The organism is Nocardioides marmorisolisilvae, from assembly GCF_003725775.1.
GTDB classification, from domain to species: Bacteria; Actinomycetota; Actinomycetes; order Propionibacteriales; family Nocardioidaceae; genus Marmoricola; species Marmoricola marmorisolisilvae.
The window spans coordinates 97,621-114,882 of record NZ_RJSG01000001.1; the positions used below are offsets into that span (position 1 = coordinate 97,621).

A 17,262-nucleotide genomic window follows, 5' to 3' on the forward strand; every position below is an offset into this window, starting at 1 on the left:
CCTAGTAGGAATCAGAACGAGTGCGACTCGGTTGAGCGCTGGATCCACTCCGCGATTGCCGGGACGTCCGCCAAGCGACCATCGACGATGTCGATGATCAGGTCGTACGCAGCGTCGTTGTCGATGGTCAGGCGACGGCCGTTGATACCCAGGAATGCGATCAGGCCGGACAGCGCGAGTCTCTTGTTCCCGTCGAGCAGTGCGTGGTTCTTGGCGAGAGAGTGAGTGAGCGCCGCGGCCTTCTCCGCGAACGTCCGATAGGCATCCTCGCCGAACGCAGTCGCCCTGGGCCGCGCCAGCGCAGACTCGAGCAGCCCGACGTCCTTGATGACGATCGGTCCGACTGCACGCTCAGCCGTGTGCACGAGCTCGGGGAGGCTGAGGTACTGAACAGACGTCACTGGCCGAGGCGCTCGAGAGCGTCGGCGTACCTCGGAAGCTCCGAGTCGAGTACCCGCTTGAGCAGCTCGGCTCGGTCAGCCGATGCGACGTACTCACGCACCGCCTCGCGAGCCACCTCTTGCATCGACCGGCCTTCCCGCTCAGCACGAGCTCGCAGAGCGGCCGTCTCTTCGTCCGTCAGCCTCAGCGTCATGGCCATGACAGTAAGGTATCATCCGTGACACCACGTACCTGGATCCACAGGCCCTCGTTGGGGTAGACATGCGTATGCGCCCCTCCCTCAAGGCTGCCGTCGTCGGCCTCACCGCCGCTCTCGCCCTCGGCACCCTCGGCACGCCCGCCCAGGCCACCGACCCGGACCCGACGGCGGCGCTGAACGCGCTGCTGAACCCGAGCCTGGAGGACCCGGTCATCGCACTGCTGCCGGCGTTCCCGATGCCGTACCGGCCCTACAACGGCCCGATCTGCGCGAGCGGTGACCCGCAGTGCATCGTCGACGTGATCGCCGAGATGAAGGCACGCCTGGCCCCGGAGGCCGCGAGCTGCGACCACGACGCGATCTTCGGGCTGGCCTACCTGCGAGTCACCGAGAACGTGAAGGCCGCTGCTGACAACGGCTACTTCCACGACCGGAAGTGGCTGACCCAGATCGATGCCGTCTTCGCCAAGAAGTACTTCGACACCATGGACGCCTGGACCGCCGGCAACAAGACATCGGTCCCGCACGCCTGGCGGATCGCCCTGCAGGCCAGCGACGACAGGACGATGTCCGGCCTGGGCGACTTCATGCTCAACATGAACGCGCACATCAACAACGACTTCCCCTACGTGCTCGAGCAGGTCGGGCTGACGGCCGCCGACGGCACCACCCACAAGCCGGACCACAACGCCTACAACGACCGCCTCGACTCGCTCTACCACCCGGTCTTCGACGAGGAGGCGGCGCGCTTCGACCCGATGTTCAACAAGTTCGACATCGGCCCGGTCGACGACCTGGTGGTCTCCACGATCATGCGCGGCTGGCGGGAGATGGTGTGGCGTCACGCCGAGGCCCTCGCCGCGACCCGCAACATCCCGCTGCTGCGCAACGCGATCCAGAAGGAGATCGAGGAGTACGCCGCCGGTCAGGCACAGTTCATCAAGCTGATCCCGATCTTCCTGGCCGCGTCCTCCAAGAACCGCGACGCCTTCTGCTCCACCCACCACGGCTGATTGGTCCCTGAGGAGGTTGCGCAGACTGGGTCCCTGAGGAGGTTGCGCAGCAACCGTCTCGAAGGGCGAAACCTCGTAACCCGCCCGTAAGACCTAGCCGGAACACCGTTCAACACGAGAATGTTGAAATGGGTGCCGGGCAGTCCCGGCAGTACCAGGAGGTCGCAGATGCTATTCAGCAAGTACAAGACCCAGATCGTCGAGCCGGAGAACGCCCTCGCCGGCCGGACCGACCGGCCGTTCGCCCTGGCAGAGAAGCACAAGGTGCTCGACGCTCCTCTGGTCACCGACGAGGTCCCGACGGGCCTCGAGGTCGCCCTGTTCGGGCTAGGCTGCTTCTGGGGAGCCGAGGAGATCTTCTGGCAGATCGACGGCGTCTGGTCGACGTCGGTCGGCTACGCGGGCGGGACGACCCCGAACCCGTCGTACGAGGAGGTCTGCAGCGGCAAGACCGGTCACACCGAGGCCGTGCGGGTCGTCTACGACCCCGCCAAGGTCTCGTACGCCGACCTGGTCGCCGCCTTCTACGAGGTGCACGACCCGACCCAGGGCATGCGCCAGGGCAACGATGTCGGCACCCAGTACCGCTCGGCGATCTACACCTTCTCCGACGAGCAGGCCGAGATCGCCCGCGAGGTCACCGAGCGCTACCAGCCCGAGCTGACCAAGCGCGGCTACGACCGGATCACCACCGAGATCAAGCCGGCGCCGCCGTACTACTACGCCGAGGACTACCACCAGCAGTACCTGATCAAGAACCCGTTCGGGTACCGCTGCCACAGCGCGACCGGGATCAAGGTCCCCAGCGCCTGAGGTTCCACCATGCACTACCGGCCCCGGCCGGCCCGGAAGGGCTGCCCGGGGCCGTTGTGCATGTTCAGGGATGCGGGGCCAGCCGTCCTAGGGGTAGCGCGAGCGCAGCCAGTGACCGTGCTGCGCTCGGTCACGGCGCGCCCCAGTCGGCCGAGCTCTCCGATTGCGGCCTCGTCGCCACGGGCCGAAGGTCTGAGCCGTCGAGATTCGCGGTGAAAATGTCGCTGCTGCCGTTCTCGCCCGTCTTCCCGAACACCAGCTGCGCGCCATCGGGAGAGAACCCGATCTTGTGGCTGATCACCGTGTCGACGAAGTGCGTGACCTGGGTCAGGCCCGTCCCGTCAGGTCGAACCGTGAAGAAGTTGCCGATCCCTGACTCCTCGTCCTGGACCGCCCGGAAGGCGATCAGGTTGGTCGCTGGTGACCACTCGGGAGTGCCTCCGGCTCCGAGGCTCCACGGCGTCAACCGCCGTTCGTGTCCGTCAGCGAGGTCGACCACGAACAGGGCCCGGCCGTCGCGCGGATGAGCCGCGGCGCTGTTGAACCGGGAGTAGACGAGCTTGCTGCCGTCGGGCGACCACGCAACGCCGCCGGAGTCCCCTGAGTACGCGGCGTGCCGGGTGACCTGCCTCCGGTGTGTCCCGTCAGCATTCATCACCCAGATCTCGGAGGACTCGATCTGGTCGGAGCCCTCGGGGATTCCGTGGGTGCCACCTACGGCGACGAGGCCTTCCAGGTGGGCGAAGGCGAGGAGCTTCCCATCGGGTGAGAACGCGCCTTGGATGTCCCAACCCGCGATGGAGGTGTTGCCGTCGGGCGCGTAGGACGCGCTCAGCTGTGTCGGCGCGGAACCGTCGACCGAGATCGTGCACAGCACGCGCGCTTCTGCCCCTTCTGCACCTGCGGTGGTCCGGGTGAAGACGACGCTCGTCCCGTCCGGGGACCAGTCGGGCTCGTCGTCGATGACCCCGGGTGCGGGCCTGGTGAGGCGTGTCTCGTCAGTCCCGTCAGCGTCGAGGACGTAGATCGCGGCACTGGTCTCCGCGTCGTCGACGAACCGCCGCAGAGCGATGCGACCGTCCGGGTCGCGCGGTCCGGCGAGAGACGTCGTGTGCTGTCCGCTCGGTGTCTCGGACCCGCCTCCGGCGCATCCGCCGACCACGAGCGCGGTCATCACAACCAGAACCAGAAGGCGCTTCATGACACCGAACTGTTCTCGGCAGCCGACCCGCCCAGGCGAGTCAGGGGCATCAGCGCCACAGCCGCCGCAAGAGCGACAACCACGAGCAACATGCCCGACAGACCTGGTTCCGCAAGTGGCAGCCCGATCGCAACGGCGCCGGCGAGCAGGCCCTGCCACCACGTCAGTGATCGGCAGATAGCTGATCCGACGATGAGGAGAAGGCTCCCCAGAAAGCAACCGAGCCCGGCTAGGAACAGCGGGAGCAGCGGCCCCTGGTCGTGCTGCAGGGCGATCTGGGTCGCTACCGAGGCGGCCTTCGGGACGTCCGGGTCGACGGCAGCTCGGAGTGAGACTCCGACAGCCGCGTTGGCCATGGCCAGCCCGACCGCCCCGACCAGGACCAAGCCGTAGCCGATCCGAACCACGGGCGCGAACCGCCCTGACGCGGCCACCGCCATCGGCCTCAACGCGGCTGCGGCGATCAGGTAGGCCACACCTGCCAGCAGAAGCCCCAACCAGCTGCCGATCGGATGCGCGTGCGCGGCAGCAATCACGGTTCGGGCTGACTGCGCGTCGGTGACCCGGGCGTCTGCCTCCGACGGCAGGATCAGGAGAACGACGACGACGGTGAGTGGCAGCGCAACCAGAGCCGCGGCTGCACCGGGCAGGACCACCGTCCGCCGATACCGCCGACCCCGCTGGTTCGGGTCGGGCGTTGTCTGGAGATCTACGACCATGGTTTCCTCCTCGGTTGTTCCCCAGGTTCGTCGTACGTCGCCCTCCATCGCGTCGTGGTCAGCCGCCGACTTTTCTCGTGGCCTGCACGCAGGCCGAAGGCGGCGCGCGATGGGATCATGCGAGGCATGGCAGCGCACGAGGTCGGGTGGGATTCGTCGAATCCCCGCACGCGCACGGCCATGGTCTGGGGAGCATCACTCGCGGTCCTGTCGTGCTCGCTGGTGCTCGCGGGGACCGACAGGAAAGTCCGCGACCTGGGTCGCGCCGACCTCTCGGAAGTGGATGCCAGCGCCGTTCCTTATCTGGTCGCTGTCGTCGCCACGTTGCTCATCGGCGTCGCGCTCACCCTCCAGGTGCCGAACGCCGTGGGCCCGTTGTTCCTCGGCCTGAGCGTGAGCATCACGGCTGCGGCCGCACTCGACTCGACAGCCTCCTTGTTGCTGCTGGCCCAACCACGTCGGCACATGGCCTGGTTGTTGTATCTGAGCGAGGCGTCGTTCATCCCCTGGTTGTTGCTGATCACCTGGATCCTGGCGTGCATCCCGACCGGCGATCCGGCTGGCCCTCGTTGGCGGGTGTGGCTCAGGGTCGTCGCTGTTTCGGCGGGGCTCCTCCTGGTCACCCGGTCTTTGCTGCCCGGGCACTTCTCTGCACCGTTCAACGGGTACCGGCACCCTTGGGAGATCCACATCGGGCCGGCTCTGCCGGTGATCCGGTACGCCGGCGGCGTGATCCTGTCCTCCGCTCCCCTGGTCGCAGCGGCCTCGCTCGTCGTTCGGTACCGGAGGTCGGAGGGGGAGGAAAAGCTCCAGCTGCGATGGGTCGGATTCGGTGCGGCCGTCTCCTTCGCGCTGCTGCTCGTGACCGCCGTCGCAGCAGCGGCCGACTCCATGGTGGCCGTCGGCATCTCCGCAGGTCTTGCCCTTGCCGTCCTGCCGATTTCAACCGGGATCGCGGTCTCGCGCTACCGCTTGTTCGAGCTCGACCGGCTGCTGAGCCGCACGATCACCTGGACGCTGGTGACCTTGGTCGTCGTCGGTACCTGGTCCGCCGTCGTCCTGCTGGTGTCGACGCTCCTCAGCGCCAGACTGGACTCCCCGTTGGCCGCGAGCGTGGCGACGCTGGCCGCGGCCGGGGCTGCGAAGCCGGTGCTGACGGCGGTCGGCACCGCCGTGGATCGTCGCTTCCGCCGCCGACGCTGGGACGCTCTGAACGTGGTGAACCGCTACGTGCAGAGGCCGACCGGCGCTCCCGATCCGGGTGTCGAGTCAGTCCTCGCCCTGGCGCTCGAAGACCCCCAGCTCACTGTCGCGTACCCGCAGCCCGACGGCGGCGGGTGGACTGATGCTCGCGGCCACCACCAGCCGGAACCAGCAGACGGCTACGTCGTCGAGCGCGGCGGCGGCGTGCTCGCCGCCGTGAGCTCGTCTGCTACTCCAGCGCTGCTCGCGGACGTCTGCTCCGCAGCGCTACCGGAGCTCGAGGCAACAGGATTGCGCGCGGTCCTCAAGCTCCGGATCGAGGAGATCGCCGCCTCGCGCGAGCGGTTGTCATCGGTTGCCGTCGAAGAACGGCTCCGCCTTGAACGCGACCTGCACGACGGCGCCCAGCAACGACTCCTGGCAGTCCTGTTCGCCCTCGAATCTGCCCAGCGGCGACCCGACGACGCAGGTCGTGCATCTCTCGCCGAAGCAACTGAGCTGACCAGGACCGCGCTCGCCGAACTGCGAGACCTCGCCCACGGACTCCGCCCGGTGCACCTCGACCAGGGACTCCAGGCAGCTCTCGAGAGCCTCGCGGTCGGGTCGTCCGTCCCCACTCGGGTCACGGTCGTCGGAGTGCCTCCCGAGCCCCTGCCGAACGAGGCGCTCGTGGCGTACTACGTCGTCGCCGAAGCTCTGAGCAACACCGCGAAGCACGCGAGCGCCTCCCATGCATCCGTCGAGGTCAACTACGACGGCACGCGCCTGCGGGTCTCCGTCCGGGACGACGGGAACGGGCTCGCTGATCCGCAGGGCTCCGGGCTGCGGGGAATCCTCGACCGTGCCGAAGCGGCCCGCGGCTCGGTGAACGTCGTCGCTGAGCCTGGCAGCGGAACGTGCATCGAACTGGACCTGCCATGCGCGTGATCGTCGCGGATGACTCCGCCCTGCTCCGCACCGGACTGGTCCGCCTCCTCCAGGACGCCGGGGTCAGCGTGCTTGCCGAGGTAGGGGACGCAGACGCGGCAGTTGCGGCCGCGATCGAGCACGAACCGGACGTCGCCATCCTTGACATCAGGATGCCCCCCGGCAACCGAGACGACGGAGTGCGAGCTGCAGACACCATCCGATCAGAGCGTCCCGCGGTGGGCATCCTGCTCCTGTCCGCACACCTGCAAGCGAGCGCCGCTCTCCACCTCGTCGAACGCCACCGGGTCGGAGGATTCGGCTACCTCCTGAAGGATCACGTCGCCGGCTTGGAGGTCATGGTCGACGCGCTGGAACGAGTAGCGGCAGGCGAAACGGTCCTGGATCCGGACGTCGTCTCGGCGATCGTCGGCCGAGGGGCGAACCAGGCCCGACTGGATCGACTGACCGCACGTGAGCGAGAGGTGTTGTCGCTGATGGCCGAAGGTCGTTCGAACGCGGCGATCTGTCGCCGACTCTCGATGGCGGCTCGGACCGTGGAGACTCACATCGCCTCGATCTTCACCAAGCTCGACCTCCTCGTCGTCGACGACGACCACCGCCGGGTCAGGGCCGTGCTCGCCCACCTCGGGGTGGACGAGTGACCAGGTCGTGGCCCACTCCTGGCAGCGCACCGAGCCGCGCCCATCAGATCGTTACTACAGACGTGTAGCAACGGTTGCTGCATCCGGGCGTGACGGCCACCACGGTGTGCCCCAGGTCGCAATCGATGGCGTGTATCAGCGGCCCAGGCTCATGCTCGTTCCATCAAGCGCTACGGAAGCGGGCAGCCATGATTCTCACCTTCTTGATCATCTTCTTGTTCGGCTCGATCGCGAGCATCGTCCGCTCCAACCGCAAGCTCGGCGACCTGATCAACCCGCGTCGACGCGAGGCGCGCAAAGCACAGAAGCCTCGTGGCGCCACGGGCATCCCGCGCTCCTTCGGGGACTACTGATCAGCTAGATCCAGCCGCGTCGGCGCTCGATCCAGAGCGCGCCGAAGAGCACCACGCAGAGCACGCCCAGCGCGATCAGCTGGGCCACGGTCTCGTTCGAGTCGCACGACATCGAGTGGCCGTAGTAGTTGGTGCAGGTCGGCGGCCTGCTGTCGTTCTGGCTCCAGACCTTCAGGGTGCGCAGGGTCACGAGCCACAGCCATCCAGCGGCGGCGAGGTCCAGCATCAGGATGACCAGCACGCGGCCGACTCGACCTGCGGAAGAACGCTCGCTCATCACGAGAAGCTCACCGAGGTCTCGGAGCAGTTCGTGACCGTGGCACCCGACGGGATCGTGCTCGGATCGAAGCCCTTGATGAGTACGTCGCGGTAGAACGCGTGCGCCGAGTCGGCCGTGCACTCGAAGTCGGCGTTCAGAACCACGAAGGTCGCCGGGTCCGCGCCCGGCACGACCTTGCCCATCCAGTACGCGTGCGCGTCGTCGCGGGCATAGGGGCCGTCGAGAACCTTGAAGGTCGAGGAGTCAGCGCCGTGGACCGGGCCGGTGAAGTAGAAGACCCCTTCGGAGTCCTTCCCGTAGGCGCCGCGCTCGACCTTGAACGTCCCGGGGTCCGCGTCCTTGATGGCAGTCCCGTTGACGAAGACGTTCTCCCCGTCCTTCGCGAACAGGTAGAAGCCGTCCTGCGACAGGATCGCGAAGTGCTGCGGGTCGTCCGACAGCACGGTGCCGTCGGACCAGTACACGTGGGCGCTGTCCTTGGTCACGCCGCCGTCGCCGTTGAGGAACGTGAAGTGATCCGGGTCCTCGCTGAGCACGCGGTCGCGCATGAACACGTGCGTGGCGTCCTTGCTGTAGCCGGACACCTCGAGCAGCCCGAACGATCCGGGGTCGGCATCGGGCAGGACGACCCCGTCCAGGTAGACCGCGTTCTTGTCCTTGGCGTAGGTCGTGTCCAGGATCGTGAAGGTCTTCGCGTCCGCCTGCGGGAGCTTGCTCGCCTCACCCGGGAACGCGTCGAGGTAGTAGACCGTGTCGCCCCGCACGTAGTAGCCGGCGGAGTGGAACAACGAGCTCGGCGCCCCGCCACACCCGACCAGTACGACGAGGAGCGCGAGGGCGAGGGGAACGCGGAGCGATCGCACGACAGTCACCTCAGTCCTGAGCGTTCCAGATCGGGATCAGCACCTTGCCGAGGGGACTGTTCGGGTACTGCGTCTCGAGCGTGGAGCCGATCGTGAACTCGATGCTGCTGTTGTCCTTCGTGGTCAGGTAGACCTTCTGCCCGACGGCGAGCCGGTGCAGGCAGACGATCATCCCGCGGTAGTCCTGGTCCTCGATCCGCAGGCCGAGGGTGTCGAAGCGGTCGTCGACCTCGACCATTCCGAGCAGGTCGCACAAGTCGAGGAGCGCCTCGGCCCGGTCGGTCCCACCCGGGACCGGGCGGATGTCGCAGGTCCGGCCGATGCCCTTGCCGGAGTCGCGCGGGACCTTGCCGATGTCGAGGGTGAGGCGACCCAGGCCGACCCCGTGGGAGTCCCCCAGGGTCGGCAGCAGCGCACGAGCCTGTTCGGTCGAGGGGATCCGGATCGACCACTGGCCCTTGATGATCGCCACGCTCATCACCCGGTCGTCGGTCGCCAGTCGCTCGAGCACCGGCCGCGCAGCCGGTTCGACAGCGACCTCGGTGGTGATCTTCGTCGGCATCACCAGCAGCTCCTGAGAGCCGTTCCCGACGTCGGCCTGCCAGCCACGTGCCTGCTCGACACTGCCCGACGTCGACGCCGTCACCAGTCCTGGCGACGCCGTGACGCTGACCAGCGCGGAACCCGCGGCGTCCAGCACTCCCTGGACCAGAGCGAGCTGGTCGGAGACGTTCGCATCCTTCGGCTGGGTGATGGAGACGCGCGGGCTGCGGTACACGTTCGCCGTGTTCGGCTCCGCCCACCCACTGCGGTCGGCGGCCGCCGAGATCTTCGGGACGAGCCCGGTGATCTCCGCGTCGGTGGCGGTGACCGCCAGTCCGCGCGGTGAGAAGTCGACCTCCTCGATCCCGGCCAGACCGTGAACGTCGGACCAGAAGCCGGCGACCTTCTGCTGCCGGTCCTTCCTGCACGGTGCCTGCAGCCAGAGCTTGTCGACGTACAACCAGTACCTGGTCCTGGTCGTGGTCTCCGCGTCGAACCGGCACATGCTCGCCATCGCCGCGACGATCGCGCCCTCGCTCGGAGTCGCGGTCAGCTCTGCGTCGGCCTGGAACGTGCCCCGGAACGGCTGCACGTTGGTCCCGGTCCGGTCGGTGACCTTCGCCCCGACCAGCGGATGGTCGGCGACCCAGCCGTCGAAGTCACGCGCCGCTTCGTCCCCGGCGTGGTACGCGCACCCGGCCAGGACACCGAGAGCCAGGCCGAGAACCACGAGCATCGGGGCGCGCTTCACCCGGTGTGCACCACGATCCCGCGCTCGGCGCGCTCGATGGCACCGGTCATCCCCGAGAACTCGACCTTGATCTGCACGAACCAGCGGACCGAGGAGTGCACCGCCTCAAGGGTCGGCATCGCATCAGCGGGGAGGGTCAGGGCGAACGGGAACTCGCTGCGCTGGCCCTGGACGAGCCGCACGTCCTTCGCTATCGACGTCATCGGCCGGACGAACGACTCGCTCGGCCCGAGCGTCGGGTTCTTCTCCACCGGGTGCGAGTCGGTCAGCTGCTGGAACCAGACCGCCAGCAGCGCCGACCGGTCGACCGGATCGCGCGGGGTCACGGCGACGGTGCCGCGCACCTCCTCGCCGGGTCGGTAGGTCCCGCGCTCGGTCTCGATCTCGAACAGGATGCTGTTGGCCAGTGCCCGCTCCCCCTGGATCAGCGGGAGTTCCGCGGACGTCGGAGCCGGATCGGGAGCGACCGAGAGCACGGTGAACGACTCGGCGACGACGGTGTCCTTGCCGGACCTCTCGACGTGCAGCCGCGCCTCCCAGCGCACCACCTCGCCCGCGGTGCCGGGTGCCCAGGACGGCAGCCGCAGCTGGACCTGCTGCGGACCGCTCCCCAGCACCCCGGCAGCAACGGTCAACGGCGCGTCGATCACGGACACCCAGGCGTCGCTGTCCTTGTCGCCGCCGTAGTTGGTCCCGAGCTGCCCCGCCGTCAGCAGCGAGTCCTGGCCCTGGGACGCGAGCGCGGCCTGCTTGCCGGCCCAGTGGTAGCGGAAGCCGTTGACGTAACCCAGCTCGATGCGAGCAGCGGTGACGCCCGGCACGGCCTCGTCCACCTCCACGGTGACCGTCAGGGTGTCCGTCGGGCGCACGGCCGTCCCGGGGTCCAGCCGGAGGGACGCGACCGTACGTCGACGGAAGAGCTTCACGACGTCCGGGCCGCCTTCTTGGCCTCCTTGCGCGCCTTCAGCTCGGCCTGGAAGGCCGCGTACTCCTCAGGGTTGTTGCGTTTGTGGATCGCGCGCACCGGCCAGAAGAGCACGTAGAGGATGCCTTCGAACGCCTTGCCGACCAGCCAGATCGGCCACGCCAGCAGGACGAGGAACAGCCACGCCGGGTAGACGAGGATCAGGCAGAACTGCAGGAACTGCTTGATCCCGACCGGATAGTCCTGCGCCTGCGAGAGCAGCATCCGTGGATCGGCAGCGCGGACCAACCGGCGCGCCCAGGTCGTCTCGCCCTCGAACGCGGCCTGCTCGGCGCTGACGTCACGACCGCGCTCGTCGGCAGTCTGGCCGCGCTCGGGCGGCGGCGGTTCGGCAACACTCATCATGCGCTCCTGGGAGGAAGGGGACGGACCTCGGACCGGTCAGTCCTGGGTCGAGCGGAGGTGCGGCTTGAGCAGGGTGCTCCAGGCCTTCGCGTTCTGCTCGTACTCCCCGGGGCACCGGGCCGGCCGGTCCTCGGGCAGCACGCCGAGCGCGGCGATCTGCTGCATGGTCTCCTCGCTCGAACCGGCGACCTTGCACGCGATGTCGAAGGCCCGCTGGACGCTCAGCGAGTGCTCGTTCGCGAACTGGGTGAGGTCCGGCGCGCCCTGGTAGTCCTGCAACCCGTGGAAGAAGCTCGCAGCGTCGAACGCGTAGCTCGCGCCGTGCGGGACCTGGTCCGTGAAGAAGTACGTCGCCAGGCCGTCGACGGCGTCCTCCTCGCGTCCGGTGATGGGGATCTCGAAGACGTCGACGAAGGCGTGGCCGAGCTCGTGGACCAGGACGAAGTCGTTGACGGCGGCCCATTGGGTGCCGAGGTCGGCGTCGGACATCTTCGGGTTGCCCGCCTTGATGATGTTGCCGGTCAGGTTCGCGAAGTCGTAGTAGATCGTCACGGTCTTGGTCGACGGGTCGTAGTTGGGCGAACCCTCGGCGCTGGTGACGTGGATCGTCAGGTCCGTCGGCAGGGCGAAGTTGTCGGAGAACCCCGCGGCGATGTCGTCGATGGCGCCGTCCTTCAGGATCTCCTCGGCGAACGCCTGCGGGCTGACGCCGGAGGCGGCCGCGACCTGGCCGACGTATCCGGCGTCCTGGGTGTCGACCGGGTCGTCGTAGGTCACGTGGATGACGTGCTTGACCTCGGCCGTCTTCGTGGGCTCCGGGGAACCCTTGGCGTCGGTGTCCTTCGACGACCCGCAACCTGCGAGCGTCAGGGCGATGAGCAGGGCAGCGGGAGCCACGAGACCGCGGGGAGGGCGCATGCCCGCGAGCCTAGGGAGTTCCGTAAGGGGTCGCTCCGACCATCTAGACCGTTCGCGAGCCTCGTGGCATTCCTCTTGTGCGCGCCCTCGAACGTCGGTAACCGAGGTGTCGTACCAGGCTGTCGCCGTTCGTGGAGAAGGTGCAGGGTGGCAGTCGGTGCTGCCCCGACGAAGGAGGACACATGCCCGAGTACCTGATCGCCTTCAACCAGGAGTGGGTCCCGGAGCTGACCGAGGACGACCTGACGGAGGCCAATCGAAGGCTGACGCCGCTGCTCGCTGAGATGGAGGCGGCCGGCGTCTGGGTCTTCGGCGGTGGGCTCGAGGAGAACGCTCCGGTGGTGGGGGTCGACCTGGTCGCTGGCAAGCCGGTGGTGATGGACGGCCCGTACGCCGAGACCAAGGAGCACCTCGGCGGCTTCTGCGTGGTCCGGGTCGAGGACCAGGCGGCTGCCCTGCACTGGGCACAGAAGGTCGCGGTGGCTTGCGGGTGGCCCCAGCAGGTGCACCTCTTCGGCGCGCCGCCGGAGGCCTGACCGGTCCTTGGCGCGGCCGGGCGTGCCGACCAGACTGTCGGCATGGCCTACGACCTCGTGCGCAGCGGCAGCGGCCCGCGACTGGTGCTCCTGCACTCGGGGTTCCACACCTGGGTCGAGTTCCGGCGCCTGGTCACGCTGCTCTCCGCCGAGTACGACGTGCTGGCGACGACCCAGCCCGGGAGCGCCGGCGGGCCACCGCTCGACCCGCGGCGGTCGATGCTCGCCCAGCACGCGGACTACGTCAGTGAGGTGCTCGACGAGGTCGGGTGGTCCGACGACGTCACCGCCGTCGGCAGCTCGTTCGGCGGCGTGCTCGCGATCGAGCTCCTCGGTCGTGAGCGGGTCAGCGCGGCGATCGCCCTCGCACCCCCGTGGGTGAGCGGCCCCGGCCTGCCGTTCTACGCGGCGTTGTTCGGGTCGGTGCTGCCGGCGCTGCGACTCACCCGGCCGTTGTGGCCGTACTCGAGCCGCTCGGCGACGATCAACGGACTGTGGTTCCACCAGTCGCGCCGACCGACGGTAATCGACACCGCCGACGTGCCGCTGCTGCTGGACTCGGTGGCCAGGTTCCCGTTCTTCCGCACCGGACTGCAGCGCCGCGAGGGCCCGGGCATGCCCGACCTGACCCGGGTCGACTCGTCGCGCGTGACCCTCGCCTGGGGAACCCGCGACGTCCTGGTCCCCTCCTGGATGCGGACCCGGTGGGAGTCGGCGCTGCCGAAGGCGCGCTTGGTGCAGCTGCCCGGGTTCGCCCACCAACCTCACCTCCAGGATCCCGAGGCGGTCGCGGACCTGATCCGGGACGCTTAGCGAATTTTTCTCGCACCAAGTGTCGTACCGGGCTTTGCCCGTTCGTGGACAGGGTGGAGGCTGGCCGCACGCGCCTGCCCGAACCAGGAGGAGAAGAGATGGCCGAGTACCTGATCGCGTTCAACCAGGAGTGGGTGCCGGACATGCCCGAGGAGTGGTTCCAAGAGCGGTCGCGGGTCCTCAAGCCGATCCTCGCCGAGATGCGCGAGGCAGGCGTGCTCATCTTCACCGGCGGTCTCGACCCGGAGGCCCCGGTCTTCAGCGTCGACGCCGCCAGCGGCACCACGGTCTTCACCGACGGTCCGTACGTCGAGACCAAGGAGCACTTCGGCGGCCTCTGCGTGGTCGACGTGCCGGACCTGGAGGCGGCGCGCTACTGGGCGGGCCAGATCGCGATCGGCTGCGCCTGGCCGCAGCAGGTGACGCCGTTCATGCGCCCGTTCCAGCCGATCGAGAACGAGTAGAACCGCAGACTGTGTCGCAGGCGACACCCGCACTGTGACGGCACGCTCAATCGCTGGCGTGCGCCCGGCGCCGGGTTCACCGTGGGGCCATGGGCATCTTCAGGCGACGGACGCGCAACGCGGAGCACTCCGTGGAGATCGTGTTCGACGACGAGGGCGCGCGGCGGCTCTACCGCGGCGAGACGACGCACCGGGTCAGCTGGGCGGACCTCGAGCGCGTCGCGTTGCGGACCACCGATGACGGCCCGTTCGCCGAGGACCTGTTCTGGGTCCTGGTCGGCAGCCGCGGCACCGGCTTCGTGATCCCGTCCAGCCTGATCCCGCACGGGATGGTCGAGCGGCTCCAGCAGCTCCCCGGCTTCGACAACGAGGCGGTCATCCAGGCGATGCAGTCGGTGACCGAGAACGTGTTCGTCGCCTGGCGCCGGCCGGTCTGACCGATCACGCCCTCCGTCGCCTCGCGATGGCCGCCGTCGCGTAAGCGCCCCACAACCCGGCGACGACGACGACGGCCCAGCCGAGCAGGTCGCCATGACGGGTGTAGAACGTGGCGCCGGTGCCGAGGTGGACGTCCGCTACCAGGAGAGCGGTGTCGCCACCGGTGCTGATGTGGCGTGCGCGGATACGGCCGTCGGAGTCGACGATGACCGAGTCCCACGCCGTGTCGGCCTTGGCCGCCGGAACTCCGTTCTCGACCGACCGGAACACCAGGTGCGCGTAGTGCTGCTCGGCGATCCCCGACCAGTCCCAGGACGGTACGGCGAGCAGCTGCGCACCCGTGCGCACCGCCTGCCGGGCCGTCTCGGGATAGTCGAGGTCGTAGCAGATGATCGGTGCGATCCGCCCGAGCTCGGTGTCGGCCACCCGGACCGGGCCGCCGACGCTGTGGTCGCCCTGGAAGGTGACCGGGTGACGCTTGTCGTAGGTCAGCATCCGCCCCCCGGGCCCGACCAGCAGTGCCCGGTTGAACCGCTCGTGGTCCTCGGTGAAGCCGGTGACGATCAGGGTGCCGGTGGAGCGGGCGAGAGCCTGCAGCTCTGCGTCGAAGGATTCGTCGAGCGTCACGTAGCGCAGGACCTCCTCGGGCCAGACCACGAGCTGGGCGCCCTTGGCCTGCGCTCGCACGGTGGCGGCTTCGAGTCCGGTCAGCGTTCGGCGCAGGTCGGCGCGCCTTGATGTGTCACCCGCGGGGCTGCGCAGATCGGTGATCCCCGGTTGCACGACCGCGACCCGCACCACCGGCCCGTCGTCGTGGTGGGCGAGCATCAGCGCGCTGCTGCCGACCCACGCGGCCGCGGCCGCCGCGACGGAGACGGCGGCCACCACCTTCGTCCGTCCCGCACTGACCACGAGGCCGGCGAGCGCGTAGTTGACGAGCATCACCACCAGATTCAGCCCGGCAATCCCGACGAGGCTGATCGGCTGGATCAGCCATGCCTGGTGGTAGAGCGCGTACGCCGGGTCGACCCACGAGGCGATCGGGGTGAGCGCCAGGACGAAGAGCACCGCCGTCCAGACCACCGGATCGGACCAGACGTGGCGCCGACCGGTGCGGTCCAAGCAGAGCCTCGAGAACCACCCGCCGCCGATCAAGCCGGGCACCAGGACCGCGAAGATCCAACGCTGACCAGGGAGGAACGTGTCCCACAGGATCCAGACCAGGTAGCCCCCGACCGCGACCCCGAGCGCGAGCCCGGACCACCGCGCCGGGAGCACCCTGTTCTGCGCGACCACCAGGGGCACGAACGCGACGAACACCAGCGGCCAGACGCCGTACGACGACGAGGCCAGCACCAGCGCGACCGCGCTGAGCACCGAGAGCCCGATGCCCTCGGCGATCCGTCGCGCGCTACCGGAGATCATCGGACGCCTAGACGTTGACCTCGAACCCGAGCTCGATGTCGGAAGCGGCCTGTCCTCCGCGGATCCCCCAGTTCTCCCGGGTGATCTCACGCAGGGTGATGGTGACGTGGTCGCGGGATGCCCAGGGGCTCGAGGCGGCCGACGATCTCGGCGTACAGGGCGCGCTTGGCCTCCAGCGACCGCCCGGCGAAGCAGTCGATCGCGACCATGGTGGCGCGCTCGGGCTCGGCCAGGTGCGGCGGGCACGCGAAGCGGTGCGGCTCGTGGACCACGAGCCGCACGTGCTTGTCGCCGGGCGGGATCCGGAACGCCGCGACCAGCGCACCGTGCACGGCGTCGATGATCGCGACCTCCTCGGACTCCGAGTAGGGGCGACGGATCTCGATCAGCGCACCGGGCATGCGCTGATCGTCTCACCGTCAGTGCGCGGGCTTCACCCGGATTTGGGTCGTCACCGAGACGGCCGAGCAGCTGGTCGTGCCGCGACGCCCGTCGGCGGTGGCGACGCTGACCTCGGCCCGGTACGGCGTGACCGACTGCCGCTGGGTGGTGCCGTCCTCGGAGAGGGTCTCGCGCACAGTCTTGCCGGCCTTCGTGAGCCCCAGACCGATGCTGGCGTGGGTCCGCACCGCACCGGTGAACACGTCGAGGAAGTCGGTGCGCAGGGTGCCCCGACCACCGTTCACCCGCAGCTCGCCCTGCGCCTTCTCGACGTTCTCGCCACCGTGGTCGAGCACGACCTCGACGTACGGGGTCGGCAGCACGCCCGTCAGCCGGACCTGGCCGTCGGCGAGGCCGTCGAGGTCGCAGATGTCCGAGGCGAAGTCGGAGGAGGTGTGGATCGAAGCCGACGGGTTCGTCGTGCGCACGTGGAACCCGTTGATCTCGCCGTTGCAGGCGTTCTCCGCGAGGGTGACGGCCTTGCCGCCGTACGACGCCGTGCCGCCGCTCAGGGTGACGTCGGCGTGCGAGGTGCTGCCCTTCGTCCACGAGTTGCCGTCGCGGTCGTTGACCTGCTCGGTCACGGTCGGACCCGCGGTGGCCGTGGCGCTGATCGAGAAGGCCTTCGACCCGAGCGGGATGGTCGCGTGGAAGGTCGGTCCGAAGCCGAAGTCGGTGGCCTGGCCCTCGGCGACCTGGGCGCCGTCGGCATCCTCGACGAAGGCGCCGATCCCGCCCTCGGCGCCGTCGGTCGTGCCGCCGCCGAAGAGGAACAGGGTCTGGCCGCCGCCGAGGTCGGCCACGCAGCTCACGCCCCAGTACTCGGCGTTGACCCGGGTCGGCGCACCGGCACCGGCCGGGGCAGCGAGGGTCAGCAGGGCGGTGGCGCCGGCAACGGCACCGAGGGCAGTGCGGCGCAGGGCGCCGCGGGTGTTCAGGTTCATCACGTCTCCTGGGAGGGGGTCATCCTCATCCTGGACGACGCG

General features: G+C 68.8%; 22 protein-coding genes. 9 read left to right on the forward strand and 13 right to left on the reverse strand.

From position 1 onward, the window contains the following. Positions 1 to 11 precede the first annotated feature (11 nt). The gene (locus tag EFL95_RS00460) at positions 12 to 401 is read right to left on the reverse strand and encodes a type II toxin-antitoxin system death-on-curing family toxin (RefSeq protein ID WP_123232104.1); all 390 of its coding nucleotides are present in this window, start codon (positions 399 to 401) and stop codon (positions 12 to 14) included. Then, a complete protein-coding gene (locus tag EFL95_RS00465) occupies positions 398 to 595 on the reverse strand; it encodes a FitA-like ribbon-helix-helix domain-containing protein (protein WP_123232653.1) in 198 nt (65 codons plus the stop codon). The genes EFL95_RS00460 and EFL95_RS00465 overlap by 4 nt, the downstream gene beginning before the upstream one ends. Positions 596 to 663: 68 nt before the next feature. Between EFL95_RS00465 and EFL95_RS00470 the strand changes: the two genes are divergently transcribed. Next, positions 664 to 1,614, forward strand: a complete 951-nt coding sequence (locus tag EFL95_RS00470) for a DUF5995 family protein (RefSeq protein ID WP_148044925.1) — start codon at positions 664 to 666, stop codon at positions 1,612 to 1,614. Positions 1,615 to 1,782: 168 nt separating this feature from the next. Then, a complete protein-coding gene (gene msrA, locus EFL95_RS00475; RefSeq protein ID WP_123232106.1) occupies positions 1,783 to 2,427 on the forward strand; it encodes a peptide-methionine (S)-S-oxide reductase MsrA in 645 nt (214 codons plus the stop codon). A 130-nt stretch (positions 2,428 to 2,557) separates the two neighbouring features. Here msrA and EFL95_RS00480 read toward each other — a convergent pair whose 3' ends face one another. After that, a complete protein-coding gene (locus EFL95_RS00480) occupies positions 2,558 to 3,628 on the reverse strand; it encodes a TolB family protein (RefSeq protein WP_123232107.1) in 1,071 nt (356 codons plus the stop codon). Then, positions 3,625 to 4,347 (reverse strand): hypothetical protein, encoded by a 723-nt coding sequence (locus tag EFL95_RS00485; protein ID WP_123232108.1) that lies wholly within the window; start codon positions 4,345 to 4,347, stop codon positions 3,625 to 3,627. Before EFL95_RS00485 ends, EFL95_RS00480 begins: the two co-directional genes overlap by 4 nt. A 126-nt stretch (positions 4,348 to 4,473) precedes the next feature. On the opposite strand from EFL95_RS00485, the gene EFL95_RS00490 reads away from it, so the two are divergent. From EFL95_RS00490 to EFL95_RS19315, 3 genes are all read left to right on the forward strand, one after another. Then, positions 4,474 to 6,477, forward strand: a complete 2,004-nt coding sequence (locus EFL95_RS00490) for a sensor histidine kinase (RefSeq protein WP_183406965.1) — start codon at positions 4,474 to 4,476, stop codon at positions 6,475 to 6,477. After that, the gene (locus EFL95_RS00495) at positions 6,468 to 7,121 is read left to right on the forward strand and encodes a response regulator (protein WP_123232110.1); all 654 of its coding nucleotides are present in this window, start codon (positions 6,468 to 6,470) and stop codon (positions 7,119 to 7,121) included. The genes EFL95_RS00490 and EFL95_RS00495 overlap by 10 nt, the downstream gene beginning before the upstream one ends. A gap of 188 nt (positions 7,122 to 7,309) precedes the next feature. Next, on the forward strand, positions 7,310 to 7,474 hold the full coding sequence (locus EFL95_RS19315) for a hypothetical protein (protein WP_183406966.1): 165 nt from the start codon (positions 7,310 to 7,312) through the stop codon (positions 7,472 to 7,474). 4 nt (positions 7,475 to 7,478) lie between these two features. Here the strand turns inward: EFL95_RS19315 and EFL95_RS00500 are convergent, their stop codons facing one another. Genes EFL95_RS00500 through EFL95_RS00525 form a run of 6 tightly spaced genes read right to left on the reverse strand, consistent with a single transcriptional unit; the run spans position 7,479 to position 12,159 of the window. Continuing rightward, on the reverse strand, positions 7,479 to 7,751 hold the full coding sequence (locus tag EFL95_RS00500; RefSeq protein WP_148044926.1) for a hypothetical protein: 273 nt from the start codon (positions 7,749 to 7,751) through the stop codon (positions 7,479 to 7,481). Beyond that, a complete protein-coding gene (locus EFL95_RS00505; protein ID WP_183406967.1) occupies positions 7,751 to 8,617 on the reverse strand; it encodes a DKNYY domain-containing protein in 867 nt (288 codons plus the stop codon). The genes EFL95_RS00500 and EFL95_RS00505 overlap by 1 nt, the downstream gene beginning before the upstream one ends. Before the next feature lie 10 nt (positions 8,618 to 8,627). After that, a complete protein-coding gene (locus tag EFL95_RS00510; RefSeq protein ID WP_123232113.1) occupies positions 8,628 to 9,911 on the reverse strand; it encodes a hypothetical protein in 1,284 nt (427 codons plus the stop codon). Next, positions 9,908 to 10,837: a hypothetical protein gene (locus EFL95_RS00515; RefSeq protein WP_123232114.1), complete on the reverse strand. Its 930-nt coding sequence runs from the start codon at positions 10,835 to 10,837 to the stop codon at positions 9,908 to 9,910. The genes EFL95_RS00510 and EFL95_RS00515 overlap by 4 nt, the downstream gene beginning before the upstream one ends. Further along, on the reverse strand, positions 10,834 to 11,238 hold the full coding sequence (locus tag EFL95_RS00520) for a hypothetical protein (RefSeq protein ID WP_221176267.1): 405 nt from the start codon (positions 11,236 to 11,238) through the stop codon (positions 10,834 to 10,836). Before EFL95_RS00520 ends, EFL95_RS00515 begins: the two co-directional genes overlap by 4 nt. Positions 11,239 to 11,277: 39 nt before the next feature. Then, positions 11,278 to 12,159, reverse strand: a complete 882-nt coding sequence (locus EFL95_RS00525) for a DUF4344 domain-containing metallopeptidase (protein ID WP_123232116.1) — start codon at positions 12,157 to 12,159, stop codon at positions 11,278 to 11,280. Between the two features lie 182 nt (positions 12,160 to 12,341). Here EFL95_RS00525 and EFL95_RS00530 point away from each other — a divergent pair, with 182 nt between their 5' ends. The 4 genes from EFL95_RS00530 to EFL95_RS00545 all read left to right on the forward strand — a co-directional run bounded on the left by EFL95_RS00530 (position 12,342) and on the right by EFL95_RS00545 (position 14,409). Beyond that, positions 12,342 to 12,695 (forward strand): YciI family protein, encoded by a 354-nt coding sequence (locus EFL95_RS00530; protein ID WP_123232117.1) that lies wholly within the window; start codon positions 12,342 to 12,344, stop codon positions 12,693 to 12,695. A 42-nt stretch (positions 12,696 to 12,737) separates the two neighbouring features. After that, positions 12,738 to 13,508, forward strand: coding sequence for an alpha/beta fold hydrolase (locus tag EFL95_RS00535; protein ID WP_123232118.1), 771 nt, complete (start codon positions 12,738 to 12,740; stop codon positions 13,506 to 13,508). Between the two features lie 98 nt (positions 13,509 to 13,606). Further along, positions 13,607 to 13,972, forward strand: a complete 366-nt coding sequence (locus tag EFL95_RS00540; RefSeq protein WP_123232119.1) for a YciI family protein — start codon at positions 13,607 to 13,609, stop codon at positions 13,970 to 13,972. A gap of 89 nt (positions 13,973 to 14,061) precedes the next feature. Then, positions 14,062 to 14,409: a hypothetical protein gene (locus EFL95_RS00545; RefSeq protein WP_123232120.1), complete on the forward strand. Its 348-nt coding sequence runs from the start codon at positions 14,062 to 14,064 to the stop codon at positions 14,407 to 14,409. A gap of 4 nt (positions 14,410 to 14,413) precedes the next feature. On the opposite strand, the gene EFL95_RS00550 is transcribed toward EFL95_RS00545, so the two are convergent. The 3 genes from EFL95_RS00550 to EFL95_RS00560 form a co-directional block, all read right to left on the reverse strand. Then, entirely contained in the window at positions 14,414 to 15,835 is a 1,422-nt protein-coding gene (locus EFL95_RS00550) for an apolipoprotein N-acyltransferase (protein ID WP_123232121.1), read from the reverse strand. 86 nt (positions 15,836 to 15,921) lie between these two features. Continuing rightward, complete coding sequence (locus EFL95_RS00555) at positions 15,922 to 16,236, reverse strand: tautomerase family protein (protein WP_221176268.1); 315 nt, start codon at positions 16,234 to 16,236, stop codon at positions 15,922 to 15,924. A gap of 18 nt (positions 16,237 to 16,254) precedes the next feature. Beyond that, entirely contained in the window at positions 16,255 to 17,220 is a 966-nt protein-coding gene (locus EFL95_RS00560) for a hypothetical protein (RefSeq protein WP_123232122.1), read from the reverse strand. Positions 17,221 to 17,262: the final 42 nt, after the last annotated feature.